At 70.3% G+C, this 19,618-nt stretch carries 16 protein-coding genes; 11 read left to right on the plus strand and 5 right to left on the minus strand.

Annotated features, from left to right (window positions below; all coding sequences use genetic code 11):
* Position 1 precedes the first annotated feature (1 nt).
* The 4 genes from ACO0E1_RS13855 to ACO0E1_RS13870 all read left to right on the plus strand — a co-directional run bounded on the left by ACO0E1_RS13855 (position 2) and on the right by ACO0E1_RS13870 (position 3,637).
* A complete protein-coding gene (locus ACO0E1_RS13855; protein WP_422874737.1) occupies positions 2-1,561 on the plus strand; it encodes a chitinase in 1,560 nt (519 codons plus the stop codon).
* Positions 1,562-1,723: 162 nt separating this feature from the next.
* Complete coding sequence (locus ACO0E1_RS13860) at positions 1,724-2,203, plus strand: FHA domain-containing protein (protein ID WP_422874738.1); 480 nt, start codon at positions 1,724-1,726, stop codon at positions 2,201-2,203.
* Positions 2,203-2,907, plus strand: a complete 705-nt coding sequence (ftsR, locus tag ACO0E1_RS13865) for a transcriptional regulator FtsR (RefSeq protein WP_422874739.1) — start codon at positions 2,203-2,205, stop codon at positions 2,905-2,907. Before ACO0E1_RS13860 ends, ftsR begins: the two co-directional genes overlap by 1 nt.
* Positions 2,908-3,112: 205 nt before the next feature.
* The gene (locus tag ACO0E1_RS13870; protein ID WP_144759900.1) at positions 3,113-3,637 is read left to right on the plus strand and encodes a MerR family transcriptional regulator; all 525 of its coding nucleotides are present in this window, start codon (positions 3,113-3,115) and stop codon (positions 3,635-3,637) included.
* A gap of 278 nt (positions 3,638-3,915) precedes the next feature.
* Here ACO0E1_RS13870 and ACO0E1_RS13875 read toward each other — a convergent pair whose 3' ends face one another.
* Positions 3,916-4,740: a ParA family protein gene (locus ACO0E1_RS13875; protein ID WP_281264164.1), complete on the minus strand. Its 825-nt coding sequence runs from the start codon at positions 4,738-4,740 to the stop codon at positions 3,916-3,918.
* Positions 4,741-4,800: 60 nt separating this feature from the next.
* On the opposite strand from ACO0E1_RS13875, the gene ACO0E1_RS13880 reads away from it, so the two are divergent.
* The 3 genes from ACO0E1_RS13880 (at position 4,801) to ACO0E1_RS13890 (ending at position 8,975) form a co-directional block, all read left to right on the plus strand.
* Positions 4,801-8,211 (plus strand): pyruvate carboxylase, encoded by a 3,411-nt coding sequence (locus tag ACO0E1_RS13880; RefSeq protein WP_422874740.1) that lies wholly within the window; start codon positions 4,801-4,803, stop codon positions 8,209-8,211.
* Position 8,212: 1 nt separating this feature from the next.
* Positions 8,213-8,716, plus strand: a complete 504-nt coding sequence (locus ACO0E1_RS13885) for a peptide deformylase (protein ID WP_422874741.1) — start codon at positions 8,213-8,215, stop codon at positions 8,714-8,716.
* 127 nt (positions 8,717-8,843) lie between these two features.
* The gene (locus ACO0E1_RS13890; protein ID WP_281264168.1) at positions 8,844-8,975 is read left to right on the plus strand and encodes a hypothetical protein; all 132 of its coding nucleotides are present in this window, start codon (positions 8,844-8,846) and stop codon (positions 8,973-8,975) included.
* Between the two features lie 183 nt (positions 8,976-9,158).
* Here ACO0E1_RS13890 and ACO0E1_RS13895 read toward each other — a convergent pair whose 3' ends face one another.
* Entirely contained in the window at positions 9,159-11,036 is a 1,878-nt protein-coding gene (locus ACO0E1_RS13895; RefSeq protein ID WP_422874742.1) for an AMP-dependent synthetase/ligase, read from the minus strand.
* Positions 11,037-11,158: 122 nt separating this feature from the next.
* Here ACO0E1_RS13895 and ACO0E1_RS13900 point away from each other — a divergent pair, with 122 nt between their 5' ends.
* The 3 genes from ACO0E1_RS13900 to ACO0E1_RS13910 all read left to right on the plus strand — a co-directional run bounded on the left by ACO0E1_RS13900 (position 11,159) and on the right by ACO0E1_RS13910 (position 14,310).
* A complete protein-coding gene (locus ACO0E1_RS13900) occupies positions 11,159-12,112 on the plus strand; it encodes an ROK family glucokinase (RefSeq protein ID WP_422874743.1) in 954 nt (317 codons plus the stop codon).
* A 25-nt stretch (positions 12,113-12,137) separates the two neighbouring features.
* Positions 12,138-12,863, plus strand: a complete 726-nt coding sequence (locus tag ACO0E1_RS13905; protein WP_281264171.1) for a lysophospholipid acyltransferase family protein — start codon at positions 12,138-12,140, stop codon at positions 12,861-12,863.
* 103 nt (positions 12,864-12,966) lie between these two features.
* Complete coding sequence (locus ACO0E1_RS13910; protein ID WP_281267567.1) at positions 12,967-14,310, plus strand: class II 3-deoxy-7-phosphoheptulonate synthase; 1,344 nt, start codon at positions 12,967-12,969, stop codon at positions 14,308-14,310.
* A gap of 187 nt (positions 14,311-14,497) precedes the next feature.
* On the opposite strand, the gene pknB is transcribed toward ACO0E1_RS13910, so the two are convergent.
* Together pknB and ACO0E1_RS13920 are read right to left on the minus strand one after the other, a co-directional pair.
* Positions 14,498-16,522, minus strand: a complete 2,025-nt coding sequence (gene pknB / locus ACO0E1_RS13915) for a Stk1 family PASTA domain-containing Ser/Thr kinase (protein ID WP_422874744.1) — start codon at positions 16,520-16,522, stop codon at positions 14,498-14,500.
* A 127-nt stretch (positions 16,523-16,649) separates the two neighbouring features.
* Entirely contained in the window at positions 16,650-17,843 is a 1,194-nt protein-coding gene (locus tag ACO0E1_RS13920) for a LysM peptidoglycan-binding domain-containing protein (RefSeq protein ID WP_422874745.1), read from the minus strand.
* Between the two features lie 253 nt (positions 17,844-18,096).
* Between ACO0E1_RS13920 and ACO0E1_RS13925 the strand changes: the two genes are divergently transcribed.
* Positions 18,097-18,429, plus strand: a complete 333-nt coding sequence (locus ACO0E1_RS13925; RefSeq protein ID WP_281264174.1) for an Rv2175c family DNA-binding protein — start codon at positions 18,097-18,099, stop codon at positions 18,427-18,429.
* Between the two features lie 65 nt (positions 18,430-18,494).
* Here the strand turns inward: ACO0E1_RS13925 and ACO0E1_RS13930 are convergent, their stop codons facing one another.
* Entirely contained in the window at positions 18,495-19,613 is a 1,119-nt protein-coding gene (locus ACO0E1_RS13930) for a polyprenyl synthetase family protein (protein WP_422874746.1), read from the minus strand.
* Positions 19,614-19,618: the final 5 nt, after the last annotated feature.

Below are 19,618 nucleotides of genomic sequence, written 5' to 3' on the forward strand. Positions count from 1 at the left end.
CATGTCGACCACGAGACGCCTCTCACCGCTCCGCGTCGGCCTCGCAGCCGTCGTGGCACTCGCCCTCGTCGCCGCCGGGTACGTCGGCTTCGACCGCTGGCAGTCCGCCCAGGCCTCGGAGACCCAGGAGTCCTGGTTCGCCGCCTACACCGACGTCACCGCGACGCCGACGTTCGCGTTCGAGGACGTGAAGTCCGCCAAGGGCCGCGACGTCATGCTGTCCTTCGTCGTCGCGGACCACGACGCCGCCTGCACGCCGACCTGGGGGTCGTACTACTCGCTCCAGGGTGCATCGGACCAGCTCGACCTCGACCGCAGGATCGCCCGTCTGCAACAGCAGAAGGGCGAGGTCGGGGTGTCGTTCGGCGGGCTGTCGAACGACGAGCTCGCCACGACCTGCACCGACCGGAGCGACCTCGTCGACGCGTACAGCACCGTGGTGCAGCGCTACGACGTCAGCACGGTCGACTACGACGTCGAGGGCGACGACCTCACGAACCACGCCGCGGGGGAGCGTCGCGCGAAGGCCGTCGCCGAGCTGCAGCAGCAGCGTCGTGCAGCGGGGCACCCGCTCGCGGTGTGGCTCACCCTGCCGGCCGCGCCGTCCGGACTGACGAGCGACGGCACCACGGCGGTCGCGCAGTTCCTGAAGGCCGGCGTCGACCTCGCCGGCGTGAACGCGATGACCATGGACTACGGCGACGGGAAGGGCGCGAGCCAGAGCATGTACTCCGCCTCGGTGCAGACCCTGCAGCAGGTGCACCGTCAGCTCGGCGTGCTCTACCAGCGCTCCGGCACGCCGCTCTCCGCCGGCACGCTCTGGCACAAGGTCGGGGCGACGCCGATGATCGGGCAGAACGACGTGCAGGACGAGGTCTTCACCCTCGCCGACGCCGAGAAGCTCAACGCCTGGGCGCGGCAGCAGGGCCTCGGCCGGATGTCGATGTGGTCCCTCAACCGCGACACCACCTGCGGGTCGAACTACGTCAACCTCTCGACCGTGTCGAACTCGTGCTCCGGCGTCGACCAGGGCGGGAAGCTCTTCGCCGACGTCCTCGGCAAGGGCTTCACCGGCGGGATCGTCGCCGCGGCGTCGGACGTCACCACGGCGGAGCCCTCGTCCACCGTGCAGCCGACGGACGACCCGGCCACGAGCCCGTACCCGGTGTGGAACGCGGACGCCTCGTACCTGGAGGGCACCAAGATCGTGTGGCACCACAACGTGTACGAGGCGAAGTGGTGGACCTCGGGCGACCTGCCCGACGACCCGGTGCTGAGCGCCTACGAGACGCCGTGGCAGCTCATCGGCCCGGTCTTGAAGGGCGAGAAGCCGGTGAAGCAGGTCACGCTGCCTGCTGGTACGTACGACGCGTGGTCCGGGACGAAGCAGTACGACACCGGCGACCGTGTGCTGTTCAGCGGGGTCCCGTACCAGGCGAAGTGGTGGAACACGGGCGACAGCCCACAGGCCTCCACCAGTGACCCGGACGGCTCACCGTGGGTCAAGCTGAAGGACTCCGAGATCAAGGAGATCCTGTCCGGTCTGCAAGCCGGCAACTGACGGACGGGAGGCTCGGTACAAGCTGGTACCGGGCCTCCAGTCTGTCGCGTGGTCGCGTACCGCTGTCCGCTCGCCGCGGACAGGTCGTGTCACCCGGGTACGGGACTCTCGCTCGGTCGGTCGTTTCCGATACGCTTGGTTGCCAAGAGGAGGAGGTCCACGATGCCAGATCCAGTGGTCCCGCAGCCGGAGGGACAACGAGCCCCGGAGCAGCGGCTGGTCGACACGACGCTGACCTTCAGCATGGACATGGGCGCGGCACTCACGCCCGAGTCCGGTGTCTCGCCGGAAGAACGCGAAGCCATCAACGCCCTGCCCTCCGGGTCGGCGCTGCTCGTCGTCCGTCGCGGCCCCAACGTCGGCGCCCGCTTCCTGCTCGACTCCGACGTCACGACGGCAGGTCGCCACCCCGATGCGGACATCTTCCTCGACGACGTCACGGTGTCCCGGAAGCACGCGCAGTTCCTCCGTGCCGGTACGGCCTTCACGGTCAAGGACCTCGGTTCGCTGAACGGCACGTACTTCGACGGCGACCGCATCGACGAAGCGCCGCTGTCCGACGGTGCAGAGGTCCAGGTCGGCAAGTTCCGCCTGACGTTCTACGCATCCCGGGTCGACCTGGCGCGCCTGGCGAACGCGTAGTGGCCGCCCGCTCGGCCGCAGCGCGGTCGGGTTCGCCGGCCGCGGACCTGCTGACGATCGGCCAGGTCATCGCTCGACTGAAGCCCGACTTCCCGGACCTGTCGAGCTCCAAGCTGCGGTTCCTCGAGGAGCGCGAGCTCGTCACGCCCGTCCGCACGGCGAGTGGCTACCGCAAGTTCTCCCCGGCCGACGTCGACCGGCTGCGTGTCGTCCTCGGCTTGCAGCGTGACCACTACCTGCCGCTCAAGGTCATCAAGGAGTACCTCGCCGACCTCGACGCCGGGCGCGAGCCGGTGCTGCCCGGTGGTGGCGACGGGCCGAAGCCGTCCATCCTCGGCGGCGAGAAGCGGTACTCCCGCGACGACCTCGTCCGAGCGGCCGGCGCCACGCCGATGCTGCTCTCCGACGCGGTGTCGGCCTCGCTGCTGCCGGCGACCGACACCTTCGGCGAGGACTCCGTCGCCGTCCTCAAGGCCCTCGTCGAGCTGCAGCGGACCGGAATCGAGCCGCGGCACCTCCGCACCTTCCGCTCGACCGCCGAGCGCGAGGTCGGGCTCATCGAGTCCGCGCTGATGCCCGTCTCGCGGCGCGGTGACGCGACCTCGAAGGCGAAGGCACTCGAGCTCGCGCGGGAGATCTCCGGGCACCTCGAGGTCATCCGATCCAACCTGATCCGCGCCGCCATCGGCCGGATGGACGCGTGAACCGCTCTGGTGGGGCCCGTGTCGCGGGGCGTATCCTCGACACGCCGGACGCGCCGAGGCGGATGTCCCGCGTCGGAGCCATCGGAGTCGCTACCGTGGACCTCGGCACAACTCTCAACCCGTCGTTGAAGCTTCGGATGAGGGCTCGATCGTCCTGGAAGGCAGTCCAATGAGTGGGAACGAAACCCCCGGTACCCCGTCAGACATGACGCGGTACGACCTCGGGCTGCTCTTCACCGACGGACTCCCGGAGCACGACGAGCAGAACGGCTACCGCGGCACCGTCGCCGCCAAGGCAGCCGGCATCAGCTACCGACAGCTCGACTACTGGGCCCGCACCGAGCTCGTGCAGCCGACGATCCGCGGCGCCGCAGGGTCCGGTTCGCAGCGGCTCTACGGCTTCCGGGACATCCTCGTCCTGAAGCTCGTCAAGCGTCTCCTCGACACCGGCATCTCGCTCCAGCAGATCCGGACCGCCGTCAACCAGCTCCGCGAGTCCGGTGTGTCCGACCTCGCGCAGACCACGCTGATGTCCGACGGCGCCTCGGTCTACCTGTGCACCTCGGACGACGAGGTCATCGACCTGGTGTCCCGCGGGCAGGGCGTCTTCGGCATCGCGGTCGGCAAGGTCCTGCGCGAGGTGGAGTCCTCGCTCGTCGAACTCGACGCGACGCCCGCGGCCGACCCGGCCGACGAGCTCGCCGCACGCCGGGCCACGCGCGCTTCCTGACGCCGCGCGCAGCGCTCCCGTCGGCCCCCGTGCCCGTTGCCGTTGCCGTTGCCCTGAGATCGCACTTCGTGTCGGTCCCCGCGCGCCGATAGCGACACGCACCGCGATCTCACCGAGCCAGCCGTCCGCGGTGGCGCCCCGCGCGCCTGCGCACCACGAGCCTCCCGTGCGCCCGTCGCCCCTGCCATCCCCACGTGAGATCGCACTTCGTGTCGCATCGGGCGAGGCCGATGCGACACGAAGTGCGATCTCACGGAATCGCGGAGCGCCCCGCAGCGCTACTCGGCGATGGCCGCCGCAGCGCCGTCCGCGTAGGGGCCGATCTTGCCGGTCCGCATGATGCGCTCGAGGAGCTGGTCGAAGTTCCGCGCCATCTCCTGCGCGGACTCGCCGGGCCACACGTGCAGGGGCTTCGCGGCACCCTGGGCCTGCTGGAGCGACGTGCGCTCGGGCAGCTGCGGCGAGAGCACGAGCGGACCGAACATGTCGCGGAGTTCCTTGATGCGGAACTGGTGCTCGAGGGACTGCACGCGGGCGCGGTTCACGATGATGCCGAGCGGCTGCAGGCGGGGGGAGAGTCCTCGGCGGATCTCCTCGATCGCGCGGAGGGCACGGTCGGCGGCGGCCACGGAGAAGAGCCCGGGCTCGGTGACGACGGTCACGCGGTCGGACGCGGCCCACGCGGTGCGGGTGAGGGCGTTGAGCGACGGCGCGCAGTCGATGAGGACGAGCTCGTAGTCCTGCTCGACGTTGGCGAGCGCTTCCTCGAGCTTCCAGATGTCGCGGATCGACGGGTGCGGCCCGTCGAAGTTGATGGCGGAGGGGGAGCCGACCATGACGTCGATCTTGCCCTGCGAACCCTTCGTCCAGCCGGACGGCGCGATGGCCTGGCGGACGATCTTCTCCTTCGGGTTCTCGAGCACGTCGGCCACGTTGAGGTGGCCGGCGATGTTGATGTCGAGGCCGGTGGAGACGTCGGACTGGGGGTCGAGATCGACCACCAGCGTTCGCAGACCCTTGGCGAACGCGGCCGAGGTCAGACCGAGTGTGACCGTCGTCTTGCCGACACCGCCCTTGAGAGAGCTCACGCTGAGTACATGCACGTTGAGCAACGTTACCGCCAGTAGGGTTGTCTCACCTGACCCAGCGCTGAAAGGGCCCGCGTGTTCCGCAAGATCCTGGTCGCCAACCGTGGCGAGATCGCGATCCGTGCCTTCCGCGCGGCGTACGAACTCGGCGCCCGCACCGTCGCCGTCTACCCGTACGAGGACCGGAACTCCCTGCACCGTCTCAAGGCGGACGAGGCGTACCTGATCGGCGAGCGGGGCCACCCGGTCCGCGCGTACCTCGACGTGTCGGAGATCATCCGCGTCGCCCGGGAATCCGGCGCGGACGCGATCTACCCCGGCTACGGCTTCCTGTCCGAGAACCCGGACCTCGCCGCCGCTGCCGCCGCGAACGGCATCACGTTCATCGGACCCGGCGAACACGTGCTCGAGATGGCCGGCAACAAGGTCACCGCGAAGGAGCACGCGATCGCGGCCGGCGTGCCGGTCCTCGCGAGCACCCCGGCGAGCCGCGACGTCGACGAGCTCGTCGCCGGCGCCGAGGCGATCGGCTTCCCGGTCTTCGCGAAGGCCGTCGCCGGTGGTGGCGGTCGTGGCATGCGCCGCGTGGAGACCCCGGCCGAGCTGCGTCCGGCGCTGGAAGAAGCGATGCGCGAGGCTGACAGCGCGTTCGGCGACCCGACGATGTTCCTCGAACAGGCGGTCCTGCGCCCGCGGCACATCGAGGTGCAGATCCTCGCCGACGCCACCGGGACCGACACCGGGACGATCCACCTCTTCGAGCGGGACTGCTCCGTGCAGCGCCGCAACCAGAAGGTCGTGGAGATCGCCCCTGCGCCGAACCTCGACCCGTCGATCGCCCGGGCACTGCACCGCGACGCCGTGGCCTTCGCCCGCTCGATCGGCTACGTGAACGCCGGAACCGTCGAGTTCCTGCTCGACACCGTCGGGGAGCGTGCAGGGCAGCACGTCTTCATCGAGATGAACCCGCGCATCCAGGTCGAGCACACCGTCACCGAAGAGGTGACCGACGTCGACCTCGTGCAGTCGCAGATGCGCATCGCGGCGGGGGAGACCCTCGCCGACCTCGGCCTGTCGCAGGACACCGTCTCCGTGCACGGCGCCGCACTGCAGACCCGCATCACGACCGAGGACCCGACCCAGGGCTTCCGACCGGACACCGGGCGGATCACCACCTACCGCAGTCCCGGCGGTGCCGGGGTCCGCCTCGACGGCGGCACCGTCGCCACCGGAGCGCAGATCAGCCCGCACTTCGACTCGATGCTCGCGAAGATGACGTGCCGCGGCCGGGACTTCCCGACCGCCGTCGCCCGTGCCAAGCGTGCCCTCGCCGAGTTCCGCATCCGCGGGGTCAGCACGAACATCCCCTTCCTGCAGGCCGTGCTCGAGGACCCCGACTTCGCGCGGGGCGACATCTCGACCGCGTTCATCGGCGAGCGTCCGCAGCTGTTCAGCGGCCACGTGTCCAAGGACCGCGGCACGAAGGTCGTCAACTGGCTCGCCGACGTCACGGTGAACAAGCCGAACGGCGAACCCGGCGCGCAGATCGTGGACCCGGCGCTGAAGCTGCCGACCGTCGACCTCACGGCCGAGCCACCGGCTGGTCAGCGCCAGAAACTGCTGCAGCTGGGGCCGGCTGGTTGGGCGACCGCCCTCCGCGAGCAGACCGCCCTCGCCGTCACCGAGACGACGATGCGCGACGCCCACCAGTCGCTCCTCGCGACCCGGGTCCGCAGCAAGGACCTCGTCGCGGTGGCGCCGTCCGTGGCGCGGCTGACCCCGGAGCTGCTGAGCATGGAGGCCTGGGGCGGTGCGACCTACGACGTCGCGCTCCGCTTCCTCGGCGAGGACCCGTGGGAGCGCCTGGCGTCCCTGCGCGAGGCGATGCCGAACATCCCGATCCAGATGCTCCTGCGTGGTCGCAACACCGTCGGGTACACGCCGTACCCGACCGAGGTCACCGACGCGTTCGTCGCCGAGGCCGCGGCCACCGGCGTGGACGTGTTCCGCGTGTTCGACGCCCTGAACGACGTGAGTCAGCTGCGACCGGCGCTCGAAGCCGTGCTCGCGACGGGCACCGCGGTCGCCGAGGCTGCCCTCTGCTACTCCGGCGACCTGCTCGACCCCGCCGAGGACCTCTACACGCTCGACTACTATCTGCGCCTCGCGGAGCAGATGGTGGACGCCGGCGCGCACGTCATCGGCATCAAGGACATGGCCGGGCTGCTGCGTGCCGGCGCCGCTGAGAAGCTCGTCACCGCGTTGCGGGAGCGGTTCGACCAGCCGGTGCACGTGCACACGCACGACACCGCCGGTGGACAGCTCGCCACGCTCCTCGCTGCCGCGCGTGCCGGCGCCGACGCGGTCGACGTCGCGGCGGCACCGATGGCGGGCACGACGAGCCAGCCGAGCATGTCCGCCCTCGTCGCGGCGCTCGCGCACACCGAGCGCGACACCGGCATCTCGCTGGACGCCGTCGGCGACCTCGAGCCCTACTGGGAAGCGGTCCGTCGCGTGTACGCGCCGTTCGAGTCCGGTCTCGCGGGTCCGACCGGCCGGGTCTACAAGCACGAGATCCCGGGCGGGCAGCTGTCGAACCTCCGGCAGCAGGCCATCGCGCTCGGCCTCGGCGACCGCTTCGAGCAGGTCGAGGACTGGTACGCCGAAGCGAACCGGATCCTCGGTCGCCCGACGAAGGTCACGCCGTCGTCGAAGGTCGTCGGCGACCTCGCGCTGCAGCTCGCGGCCGTGGACGCCGACCCGGCCGACTTCGAGGAGAACCCGCAGAAGTACGACATCCCGGACTCGGTGATCGGCTTCATGGCCGGCGAGCTCGGTGAGCTCCCCGGCGGATGGCCGGAGCCGTTCCGGACGAAGGTGCTGGCAGGACGCGACATCGTCCCGACCATCACCCCGGTGCCGGACGAGGAGCGCACGGCACTCGAGACCCCGGGCGCCGACCGCAGGCAGGCCCTCAACCGGCTGCTGTTCGCCGGCCCGACGAAGGCGTTCCAGCAGGTCAGGGACGACTTCGGCGACCTCTCCGTCGTCTCGACCGTCGACTACCTCTACGGGCTGCGTCCGGGCGAGGAGCACGTCGTGCCGCTCGGCAAGGGCGTGAACCTGCTCGTCGGGCTCGAGGCGATCGGTGAAGCCGACGAGCGGGGCATCCGGACGGTCATGGCGACGCTCAACGGGCAGCTCCGCCCGGTGTCCGTCCGCGACCGGTCGATCCACGTCGAGACGAAGGCCGCCGAGAAGGCGGACAAGTCCGACCCGAAGCACGTCGCGGCGCCGTTCTCCGGCGTGGTGACGCTCAAGGTCGCCGTCGGTGACGTCGTCGAGGCCGGTGCGCCGGTGGCGAGCATCGAGGCGATGAAGATGGAAGCGGCCATCACGGCGCCCGTCGCGGGCACCGTCGGCCGTCTCGCGATCCCGGCGACCCAACAGGTGGACGCCGGCGACCTCCTGGTGGTGCTGCAGTAACGTGACCGTCCGTCCCATCCGCCTCTTCGGCGACCCCGTCCTCCGCTCCCCGGCGGACCCGATCCGACCCGAGCAATTCGGCAGCGCCGGCATCCGCGACCTCGTGCAGGACCTCGTCGACACCGTCAAGGAGCCCGGGCGCGCCGGCGTCGCGGCCCCGCAGATCGGGGTCGGCCTGCGCGCGTTCTCCTACAACGTCGACGGCGAGGTCGGCTACGTCCTCAACCCGGAGCTCGTCGAGACGACCGGTGAGCCCGAGCTCATGGACGAGGGCTGCCTGTCCGTCCCCGGGCTCTCGTACCCGACGACCCGCCACCCCTACGCCAAGGTCCGTGGAGTGGACGTCGACGGCAACGAGGTCGTGCTCGAGGGCACGGGGCTCATGGCCGAGGCGCTCCAGCACGAGGTCGACCACCTCGACGGCACCGTCTACGTGATGACGCTGGCGCCGGAAACCCGGCGGCAGGCCCTCCGCGACATCCGCGAACAGGACTGGTTCCACTGATCGGACTGCGGTTCTCCGCATGATCGTGACACCCGGACGCGGGATTGTCGCCATGTCCTGACGAAGAGGTACCGTGTCCGGGTCGGGATCCCCACCGACACGGTTTCCCACCCCCACAGGACGCACGATGGCACCTCAGAACGACGAGCTCAGCTCGCACCGCACCCGCACGAACCGCCGCCCGGAGCCGGTCCAGTCGACGACGTCGGCGACCGCCGTGCTCGAGCCCACGGACGTGCAGCAGCCGCAGAACGGCTGACTCGCGCGCGGTGCCGTCGACGACGCACCGTACGCCCTGAACGCACCGCACTGGAGGCCCGGTGCCGGTCCCAGGGACCGGCACCGGGCCTCCAGTGCGTTCCGACCCATCGCACCCGCAATCGAAAGCCGATTCGTGCGTAGGAGGCCGGAACAACCGACCTCCCACGCGCGATTCGACCTCCTACGCGCGGGACCGCCTGCGTCCCGGGACCACCGGCGTCGCCGTCGTCTGCACCTTCGAGCCCGAGTAGATGTGCTCGATGTCCGCCGCGAAGTCCTTGAGCACGACGTTCCGCTTGATCGTCAGCTTCGGCGTGAGGTGCCCGGACGCCTCGGTCAGCTCGGTGTCGAGGATCGTGAACGACCGCACGGACTCGGCACGGGAGACCCGTCCGTTCGCGGTGTCGATGGCGTCCTGCACGGCGGCGAGCACGCGCTCGTCGTAGGCGGCCTCGTGGGCGGACAACGCCGGGCTGATCCCGCGTGCCTCGCACCACCCCGGGAGCATGTCCCGGTCGAGGGTCACGAGCGCCGCCACGAAGGGCTTGCCCTCGCCGACCACGACGACCTGTCCGACGAGCGGGTGCTCGCGCACACCGTCCTCGAGCGGCGCGGGTGCGACGTTCTTGCCGCTCGCCGTGACGATGAGCTCCTTGGCGCGTCCGGTGACCGTGAGCACGCCGTCGCCCTCAAGCCGACCGAGGTCGCCGGTGCGGAACCAGCCGTCGGCGAAGGCCTTCGCGGTCGCCTCGGGGTTCTTCCAGTACCGGTCGAAGACGTCGACGCCGCGGATCAGGATCTCCTCGTCGTCGGCGATGCGGATCTCCACGCCGGGGAGTGCGCGACCGACGCTCCCGATGCGGAGCTCGGCCGCGCGGTTCACGGTGGCGGGCGCGGTGGTCTCGGTGAGACCGTAGCCCTCGAGGATGAGCACCCCGATGGAGCGGAAGAAGTGCGACAGCCGGGGCGACAGGGGAGCGGAGCCACTGATGGCGTACCGGACGCGTCCACCGATCGCGTCGCGGAGCTTGGCGTAGACGAGCTTGTCGAACAGGCGGAACTTCAGCGACAGCACGAGGGGCACCTTGCCGGCAGCGAGGGCCTGCGAGTGCGCGACGGCGGTGTCGGCCGCTGCACGGAAGATCTTCCCCCGTCCACCGAGGTCCGCCTTCTGCTCGGCGGAGTTGTAGATCTTCTCGAACACCCGCGGCACGGCGAGCAGGAACGTCGGCTTGAACGTCGACACGGCCTGCATGAGGTCCTTCGTGTCGGGCTCGTGGCCGACGAGGACGCCCTCGGCGATGCTCATCACGGCGATGAACCGTGCGAACACGTGGGCCATCGGGATGAAGAGGAGTGTGGACGCGTCGTCGGCGACGACCTCGGGCATCGCCTCGGCGGCCCCTTCCACCGTGCCCGTGAAGTTGTCGTGCCGGAGCACGCACCCCTTCGGGCGACCGGTGGTGCCCGAGGTGTAGATGATCGTGGCGTCGTCGTGCCCGTGCACCGCGGCGGTGCGCGCGTCGAGCTCCTCGTCGGTGACGTCCTCGCCGAGCCGGGTCAGGTCGTCGAGTCCGCCGCCGTCGATCGTCCAGTGCTGCCCGAGGTGCGGCAGGTCGGGCGCGATGCCGGCGACGCGGCGTGCGTGCTCCTCCTGCTCGACGACGATCGCCACGGACTCGGAGTCCCCGAGGATCCACCGGATCTGGTCGGGCGAACTCGTCTCGTAGACCGGGACCGAGACCAGCCCGGCGGTCCACACCGCGAAGTCGACGAGGGTCCACTCGAGTCGCGTCCTCGAGAGGATCGCGACGTGGGCGCCGGGTTCGAGCCCGGCGGCGACGAACCCCTTGGCGATGCCGCGGACGCGTGCCAGGACGTCGGACGCTGGGATCGTCGTCCAGGTGTCGCCGTGGCGTTCACCGAGGATCGGACGGTCCGGCGTGAGCCGTGCGCGGTCGGCGAGCAGACGCGCTGCCGAACCGTGGTCGGGCGCGACGGGGGTCGGGCTGGACGGGGTGGTGGCTGCGCTGGTTGTGGCGGGCCGCTGATCGTTCACGGTGACTCCCTTGTCGGCCGATTCGATTCGAGTGCATCTCATCTTCGAGAGCTCTGCTCCCAGCATAGGGCCCGAGATCGCGCGTTCGATGAGTACGCACCGAACCGGTAGGCTCGGTCCTCGTGCACGCCATCGGAATCGACATCGGGGGCACCAAGATCGCGGGAGCGGTCGTCACGGAGCTGGGCGAGATCATCGCCGAGGACCGTGTGGCCACGAACGCTGCGGACCCGGACGCAATGCTCGACGACGTCGTCGCGATGGTCTCGCGACTTCGTGACTCCCAGGACGTCGGGGCCGTCGGCGTCGCGGCGCCGGGGTTCATCGACGCGTCGCAGTCGATCGTCTACTACACGCCGAACATCCGCTGGCGGAACGAACCGCTCCGCCAGAAGCTGCAGCAGCGGCTCGGCGACCTGCACATCACCGTCGACAACGACGCGAACGCCGCCGGCTGGGCGGAGTTCCGCTTCGGTGCCGGGCGGCTCGTGTCGGACATGACGATGCTCACCATCGGCACCGGTGTCGGCGGGGCCATCGTGACGGAGGACCGCCTGTTCCGCGGCGGATTCGGCACCGGTGGCGAGATCGGGCACCTGCGCATCGTCCCGAACGGCCTGCCCTGTGGGTGCGGCGCCCGCGGCTGCATCGAGCAGTACGGCTCCGGTCGTGCCCTGCAGCGCATGGCGAACGACGTCGCCGACGCCGGCGGCATCGGTGTCGCGCTCGCCCAGGCCCGTGACGACAACGGTGGGCACCTGGACGGCAAGGTCGTCGGCGACCTGATCCTGGCCGACGACCCCGGTGCGCTCGCGGCGCTCCGTCGTCTCGGCCGGCACCTCGGTGAGGCGTGCGCCTCGCTGTCCGCCGTGCTCGACCCGCAGCTGTTCGTCTTCGGCGGCGGCGTCGCGAGCGCGGGGGAGCGGCTGCTCGACCCCATCCGCCAGGCGTACCTCAACAACCTGCCGGCCCGCGGGTACCACCCGGAGCCCGAGTTCGTCATCGCCGAGCTGGTCAACGACGCCGGCGTCGTCGGTGCCGCTGACCTCGCACGGATCCACGCCCGCACCGCCTGACGCACCACCCGAACCGGAGTCGACGATGCTCTACTGGCTGCTGAAGAACTTCCTGCTCGGCCCGCTCATCCTCACGCTGTTCCGGCCGTGGGTCGTCGGGCGCGAGTACGTCCCGACCTCGGGGCCGGTGATCTTCGCGTCCAACCACGTGTCGTTCATCGACTCGGTGATCCTGCCGGCCGTGCTGGACCGCCGGATGTCGTTCCTCGCGAAGAGCGACTACTTCACCGGCCGCGGGCTCAAGGGCTGGGCGACGAAGACGTTCTTCAACGCGATCGGTCAGCTGCCGATCGACCGCTCCGGCGGCAAGGCGTCAGAGGCCTCGCTCCGCACCGGGCTCCAGGTCCTGGCGCGTGGGGAACAGCTCGGCATCTACCCGGAGGGCACACGTAGTCCCGACGGCAAGCTCTACCGGGGCCGCACCGGCATCGCGCGGATGATCCTCGAGGGTCGCGTCGTGGTGATCCCCGTCGCCATGATCGGCACGCGAGAGGTGCAGCAGATCGGGCAGCGCATCCCGAAGTTCAAGCGCGTCGGCGTCGTCTTCGGCAAGCCGCTCGACTTCTCCCGCTTCCAGGGGTTCGAGACCGACCGCTTCATCCTGCGGAGCGTCACGGACGAGGTCATGCACGAGCTCGCCGGGCTCAGTCGGCAGGAGTACGCCGACGTCTACGCGACGAGCGTCAAGGAGCGTGCGAGCTCGGCGCGTGAGAAGGTCATGCGGGAACGCCAGGGCACGCCTGCACGTTAGGCTCTGATGGTCCCGGCATCCCCGCCGGGACGACCATCTCCCAGAACACCGAGGTACTCCCTTGTTCGAGTCGACCGACTTCGTCGCCCTGCAGGATCCGGACGTGATCGAGGGCCTCGACTATTGGCGGACGCTCCCGATCAAGCAGCAGCCGAGCTGGCCCGACCAGGCCGCCGCAGAAGCCGCCTCGGCCGAGCTCGCCACGCTCCCGCCGCTCGTCTTCGCGGGCGAGGTGGACCAGCTCCGCGACCGGCTCGCTGCTGCTGCGCAGGGCAAGGCCTTCCTGCTGCAGGGCGGTGACTGCGCCGAGACCTTCGCCGGTGCCACGGCGGACTCGATCCGCGACCGGGTGAAGACGATCCTGCAGATGGCCGTCGTGCTGACGTACGGCGCCTCGATGCCCGTCGTCAAGATGGGCCGCATGGCCGGGCAGTTCGCCAAGCCGCGCTCGAGCGACTTCGAGACCCGCGGCGACGTCACGCTGCCTGCCTACCGCGGCGACATCGTGAACGGGTACGACTTCACGCCGGAGAGCCGCCAGGCCGACCCTCGCCGCCTCGTGCAGGGGTACCACACGGCAGCGTCCACGCTGAACCTCGTCCGCGCCTTCACACAGGGCGGCTTCGCGGACCTCCGCCAGGTGCACTCGTGGAACAAGGGCTTCGCGTCGAACCCGGCGAACGCCCGCTACGAGCACCTCGCGAAGGAGATCGACCGCGCCATCCGGTTCATGGGTGCGTGCGGCGCGGACTTCGACCAGCTCAAGCACGTCGAGTTCTTCGCCTCGCACGAGGGCCTGCTCATGGACTACGAGCGCCCGATGACCCGGATCGACTCCCGCTCCGGCCAGGCGTACGACACGTCGGGGCACTTCATCTGGATCGGGGAGCGCACGCGTGACCTCGACGGCGCGCACGTGGACTTCCTGTCCCGCGTGCGGAACCCGATCGGCGTCAAGCTCGGCCCGACGACCTCGGTCGCCGACATGGAAGCGCTCATCGAGAAGCTCGACCCGAACCGTGAGCCCGGCCGTCTGACGTTCATCACCCGCATGGGTGCCGGCAAGATCCGCGACGAGCTGCCGAAGCTCCTCGAGGCGATCAAGGGCATGGACGCGAACCCGCTGTGGGTGACCGACCCGATGCACGGCAACGGCCTGACGACGCCGACCGGGTACAAGACGCGCCGGTTCGACGACGTCGTGGACGAGGTCCTCGGCTTCTTCGAGGTCCACCGCGAGGCGGGCACCTACCCGGGTGGCATGCACGTCGAGCTCACGGGCGACGACGTCACGGAGTGCCTGGGCGGCTCCGAGCAGATCGACGAGGCCACCCTCGCGACCCGCTACGAGTCCCTCTGCGACCCGCGCCTGAACCACATGCAGTCGCTGGAGCTCGCGTTCCTCGTGGCGGAGGAACTGAGCGCGCACCCGCACACCGCGCGCTAGCCGCGCCGAGACCGACGGGAGGCCCGGTGCCAGCTGGCACCGGGCCTCCCGTCCGTCGTTTCGCGCGGAGCGGGCCGTGGGCCCTTTCGCGCGTGGTGAGCGGAATCGCGCGGAGGAGGCCGGAGAAAGAGGCCTCCTACGCGCGATTCGGCTTCCTATTGCGGGCGTTGTGGGAAGGAACGCGCGACTACTGGTCGTAGGCCAGGGTGATCGTGTCGCCCTTGTGGACGGTGGTGCCGGCGGCGGGGTCCGTGGACTTGACCGGCAGGCTCGCCTTCCAGTCGTAGAAGCCGCAGAGGATGTTCGTGCAGTCGGGCACCGAGACCTTCAAGCCGAGGTTCTCGAGGGTCGATGTCGCCTGGTTGATCGTCTTGCCGTGGACGTCCGGCAGCGCGATCGGCGCAGGACCCTTCGACACGACGAGGTCGACCGCGGTGCCCTTCACCGCGGGGTCGGCTTGCGGCTTCGCGGAGATGACCTGCCCCTCCGGCACGTCGTCGCTGTACTGCTCGTCCTGCGAACCGACCGTGAGCTCGACGGCCTCGAGCGCCGCCTGGGCATCGGCGGCGGTCTTGCCGACGACGTCGGGGACGGGGCCGAGCGACACCGTGAGGGTGATCGGGCCACGTTCGCCGTACTCGGTGACCGTGGTCAGGTCGACGCCGTTGCCGTTCGCGTCCCGCCCGGTCGCCGCGATGACAGTGTCCTTCGCGACGTCGGCCGAGAACTGGTACTGCGGGTCCTGTAGGTCGAAGTCGTCGTCGAGCGCGGCCTGAGCGGTCGACACCGACTGCCCGACGATCGCGGGGAGGGCGATCATCTTCGGGCCGTTCGACACCAGGATCTGCACGGAGGTGCCCTTGCGGACCTCTCGGGACGCCGCGGGGGCCGTCGCCGACACCTGTCCCTTCGCCACGACGGCGTCGAACCGGGTACCGGTCTTGTCCGCCGCCTGCAGGCCCTGTGCCTCGAGCAACTGGCGCGCCTGGGACACGGACTTGCCGGCGACCTGCGGGATCCGCACGTTGCCACCAGGGCCGGGGCCGAGGTACCAGCCGATGCCGGCACCGATGAGCGCCAGGACGACCACGACGACGAGGAGGATCCAGCCGCGCTTGCGCCGCTTGGTGGACTTGTCCGCGAGCCGTTGCCCGGCGGGGGACAGCGCGTGGGGATCCACGCCCGTGCGCCGCGGCCCCGGGGTGTTCTTCCCAGGTCGCTTCGCGACAGGGGTCTCGCCGGACGGCTGCCGTCCGCCGTGCGGCTCGAGGACCGTCGTGGCGTCGGACGCGTCCGGACCGGGAGCGCCGGCCGGGAGGATCGCGGTGGCGTTCTCCGGCCGGAGCACCGCCGTGCGGTACTGCCCCGTCGCGCGCTGCTGGTTCCCGGTGATGTGGTCGAGCATCTCGCGGGCATCGCGCGGGCGGTCGTCGGGGTCGCGCGCCGTTGCCCATGCCACCAGGTCGTCGAGCTCCGACGGGACCCCGGGCACCACGGCGCTCGGGGCGGGGACGGTGTCGTTGGCGTGCTGGTATGCGATCTGCATCGGCTGCTCGCCCTTGTACGGCTGTTCGCCGGTGAGCATCTCGTACAGCATGATGCCGACGGCGTAGATGTCGCTGCGGGAGTCGGCGGCGCCGCGTGTGACGAGCTCGGGGGAGAGGTACGCGATCGTGCCGAGGAGTGCGGCCCCGGTCGCCGTGTTCTGCGTCGACGCGCGAGCGAGCCCGAAGTCGCCGAGCTTGATGCGGCCGTCGTCGGCGAGCAGCACGTTCTCGGGCTTGAGGTCGCGGTGCACGATCCCGGCGCGGTGTGCGGACGCCAACCCGGCGAGCACGGCGCGGATGATGTCGGTCGCCTGTTCCGGTGTCAGCGCGCGGTGCTCCTGCAGGAGGTCGCGGAGCGTGATGCCCGGGATATACTCCATGACGATGTAGGCGGTGTCGCCCTCTGCGCCCTGGTCGTACACGCCGACGAGGTTCGGGTGCGACAGCCGTGCCGCGGAACGGGCCTCTTGGATGAAGCGCTCGCGGAAGGCCGCGTCGTCGGCCAGGTGGCCGTGCATGATCTTGATCGCGACCCTGCGCTCGAGTCGGACGTCGGTCGCGAGGTACACGGTCGCCATGCCCCCGCGCGCGATGCGGGATCGGACGCGGTACCGCTGATCGATCATGCGACCGATCATCGGATCCGTGGCGGCGTTCGTGCTCATCGGCGGCATTCTACGAATCCGGAGTCCACGACACCGCATCGGCGCACCGGTCGTGATGCAATCTCGATCGAACGGATGACCCCGGGCCGCGGACGGGACCGGTGGCCGGGCCCGCTCGCGGCCGTGTTCAGAGCGTCGCCAGCCAGGCGGTCGCCGACTTCTCCCACTGTGCGTACGCCTTCGGGTACGCGGAGAGCTGCACGGCCTGTGCGGCGTCCGTCACGCTCTTCGTGGACCAGCCGGGGATGTCGAGCAGTCCCGCGGTCTTGCCCGCGTTCGGGTTCGACTTGCCGCCGAAGAACAGCCTGGACGCGTAGGTCGGGTCCTGCAGCTGCGCAGCCGTGCCCCAGCCCTGGCTCGGCCGCTGCTGGAACAGCCCCACCGAGTCCCGGTCGCCGTGCGACAGGTTCCGGAGACCCGATTCCTGCATGGCGGCGGCCAGCGCGATGACCAGCCCACGGTCGGAGACGCCGAGCGAGCGCCCGACGCTGACGATGGTCTCGGCGTTCGCGCGCTGCTCGGTGGTGAGCGACGGTCCGGACGACGGCAGGACGAGTGTCTTGCCGGCGTAGATCGTGCTCGTGTAGGTCAGGCCGTTGGCGGACAGCAGCGCCGAGACGGACACCCCGTGCGAGGCCGCGATCGACGCGATGGTGTCACCGTTGCCGATGGTCACCGATCCGCCCTTCGACGCGGCCGGAGCAGCGGCGGCCGGGGCAGCGGCGGCCGGGGCAGCGGCGGCCGGGGCAGCAGCGGCCGGAGCAGCCGCAGCTGCCGAGGACCCGGCGCGGGGCACCGCGAGCGACTGGCCCGGGTAGATGACGCTGCCGAGCGAGAGCTTGTTCGCGCCGAGCAGTGCGCTGGTCGACACGCCGACCCGGGCCGCGATGCCCGAGATCGTGTCGCCCTGCTTGACGTGGTACGTCGCGCTCGACGAGGTGGTCGCGCTGGCGGTGGTCGCGACGGGTGTCGAGGCGAGGTGGAGCGACTGCCCCGGGTGGATGATCGTGTTCCAGCCCAGGCCGTTGCGCACGAGGATCTCCTGCGCGGAGAGGCCGTAGCGGGCGGCGATGCCCGAGACGGTGTCGCCCTGGCGCACGGTGTACGTCGTCGGGGCCTTCTGCACCGCGGCGACGGTGGTCACGGTGGTCTGGGACGGGCGTGCGACCGCGGTGCCGAAGACCGAGCGGTGTCCGACGTTCTGGTCCTCGTCCACGTGGCGCTTGTTGTTCGAGTCGTCGTCGTGACGGGGTTCGGCGTGGGCGACCGGGCCGGTGAGGCCGGCGGTCACGGCGATCGTCCCGGCGAGGACGATCGGCATGGTGGCGAATCGTGCAGATCGTGCGCGTCGAGCGCGGTCCTGGGCTTCGGTGTCCACGGTGTGCTCCTGTCTCCGGGTGAGCCGTGCGCACGCAGGCGCGCACTCACAGGTGGCTCCACGCTGGCATGTCGTGAATCGCAAGTCAACCAGAGAGTCGAGTGTGAAGTGTGTGACGAATGTGACTCGTGAGTTGGTGCTCGGTTCCGCAGCACTCTGGCAACATGGGCGTGTGAGTGCCACACCCACGGATGACATGACCCTTTCCGAACGCTGGTTGACGGTCCCGGACCTCGTCGAGATGCTCGGCGTGAGCCCCGGCCGCGTCCACCGCCTGTTCGAGCAGCGCACCCTGCTGCCCGCCCGCATCGGCGGCGTGCTGCGCGTCCCGAGCGAGTTCTTCGAGGACGGAGAACCGCGGCCGGAGCTGCGCGGCACGCTGATCGTGCTGAACGACAACGGCTTCTCGGACGACGAAGCCGTGCGCTGGATGCTCACGGTGGACGACGCGATCGGCGACTCGCCGATCAACGCGCTGCGCGCCGGCCGCAAGGCCGAGGTGCGCCGCATCGCGCAGTCCCTGCTCTAGCCGCCATCGGACTGGAGGCACGGTGCCAGCTGGCACCGTGCCTCCCTTTCGACTGGTGGTTACGACTAGGCCACGCGGCGGCTGACCGTGTCGGCCAGCGTCGCGAGCTGCTCCCGCGCCGACGGCGTGAGCGGAGCGGCGTCGAGCGCCGCCTTCGCACGCTGCACGTGCCGGTCGATCGAGCGCTCGACAGCGGTGACGGCACCCGACTCGGTGAGGGTCGCGCGGAGCATCTGCACCTGGTCCTCGTCGAGGTCCGGGTCGCCCAGCAGCTCGTCGAGGAGCGAGCGTGCACCACCCGGCAGCGCCTTGCGTGCCGTGGCGATCAGGACGGTGCGCTTGCCCTCGCGGAGGTCGTCACCGGCGGGCTTGCCCGTGAGCTCCGGGTCGCCGAAGACGCCGAGCATGTCGTCGCGAAGCTGGTACGCGACGCCGAGCGGCAGGCCGAAGGCGCGGAGGCCCTCGAGCTGGGACTCGGTCGCGCCGGCGACGAGCGCACCGATGACGAGGGGCGCCTCGACCGAGTACTTCGCCGACTTGAAGACGATGACCCGCTGCGCGCGGAGGAGCTGTTCGCTCTCGTCCACGGTCGGCCAGGCCGTCTCCTCGTGGATGTCGAGGTACTGCCCCGCCGTGACGTCGAGCCGCATGGCGTGGAACTCCTGGCGGACGATGCGTGCCCGGACCGGGTCGAGGAGCGCGAGGCCTTCGTCGAAGACGGCGTCGCTCAGGGAGAGCAGCAGATCGCCGAGGAGCAGCGCGGAGTTGGTGCCGTAGAGCGCGCGGTCGCCGACCCACCCGGACTCCTCGTGGCGGGACTCGAAGCGGCGGTGTGCGGCGGGACGGCCGCGACGGGTGTCCGAGCGGTCCATGATGTCGTCGTGCACCAGGGCTGCGGCGTGGAAGACCTCGAGCGCGGCGGCGACGGTGACGACCGCTTCTGCCGTGGTCTGCCTGGCGCCCTCGGCGAGGGGGTCGAACGAGCCGGAACGGCCCGCGACGGACTGCCATCCCCAGTAGCAGAACAGCGCCCGGAAGCGCTTGCCGCCGGACAGCAGGTCCCGCGCGTACTCGTTGAACGGAGCCAGGTCGGGACTGATCGCGAGGAGGCGATCACGTTGCTCGTCGAGCGCTCGATCGATCCGAGCCGAAACGAGGTCCACTAATCGCGTACTCTCAGCCACGATCC

Origin of the sequence: Curtobacterium guangdongense, from assembly GCF_049341845.1 — a bacterium.
Taxonomy (GTDB): domain Bacteria; phylum Actinomycetota; class Actinomycetes; order Actinomycetales; family Microbacteriaceae; genus Curtobacterium; species Curtobacterium guangdongense.

Bases quoted from the DNA above. Each gene is read 5' to 3' on its own strand.
- ACO0E1_RS13855 (WP_422874737.1), top strand. From the start codon at position 2: ATGTCGACCACGAGACGCCTCTCACCGCTCCGCGTCGGCCTCGCAGCC.
- ACO0E1_RS13860 (WP_422874738.1), top strand. From the start codon at position 1,724: ATGCCAGATCCAGTGGTCCCGCAGCCGGAGGGACAACGAGCCCCGGAG.
- ACO0E1_RS13870 (WP_144759900.1), top strand. From the start codon at position 3,113: ATGACGCGGTACGACCTCGGGCTGCTCTTCACCGACGGACTCCCGGAG.
- ACO0E1_RS13890 (WP_281264168.1), top strand. From the start codon at position 8,844: ATGGCACCTCAGAACGACGAGCTCAGCTCGCACCGCACCCGCACGAAC.
- ACO0E1_RS13905 (WP_281264171.1), top strand. From the start codon at position 12,138: ATGCTCTACTGGCTGCTGAAGAACTTCCTGCTCGGCCCGCTCATCCTC.
- pknB (WP_422874744.1), bottom strand. From the start codon at position 16,522: ATGAGCACGAACGCCGCCACGGATCCGATGATCGGTCGCATGATCGAT.
- ACO0E1_RS13920 (WP_422874745.1), bottom strand. From the start codon at position 17,843: ATGCCGATCGTCCTCGCCGGGACGATCGCCGTGACCGCCGGCCTCACC.
- ACO0E1_RS13925 (WP_281264174.1), top strand. From the start codon at position 18,097: ATGACCCTTTCCGAACGCTGGTTGACGGTCCCGGACCTCGTCGAGATG.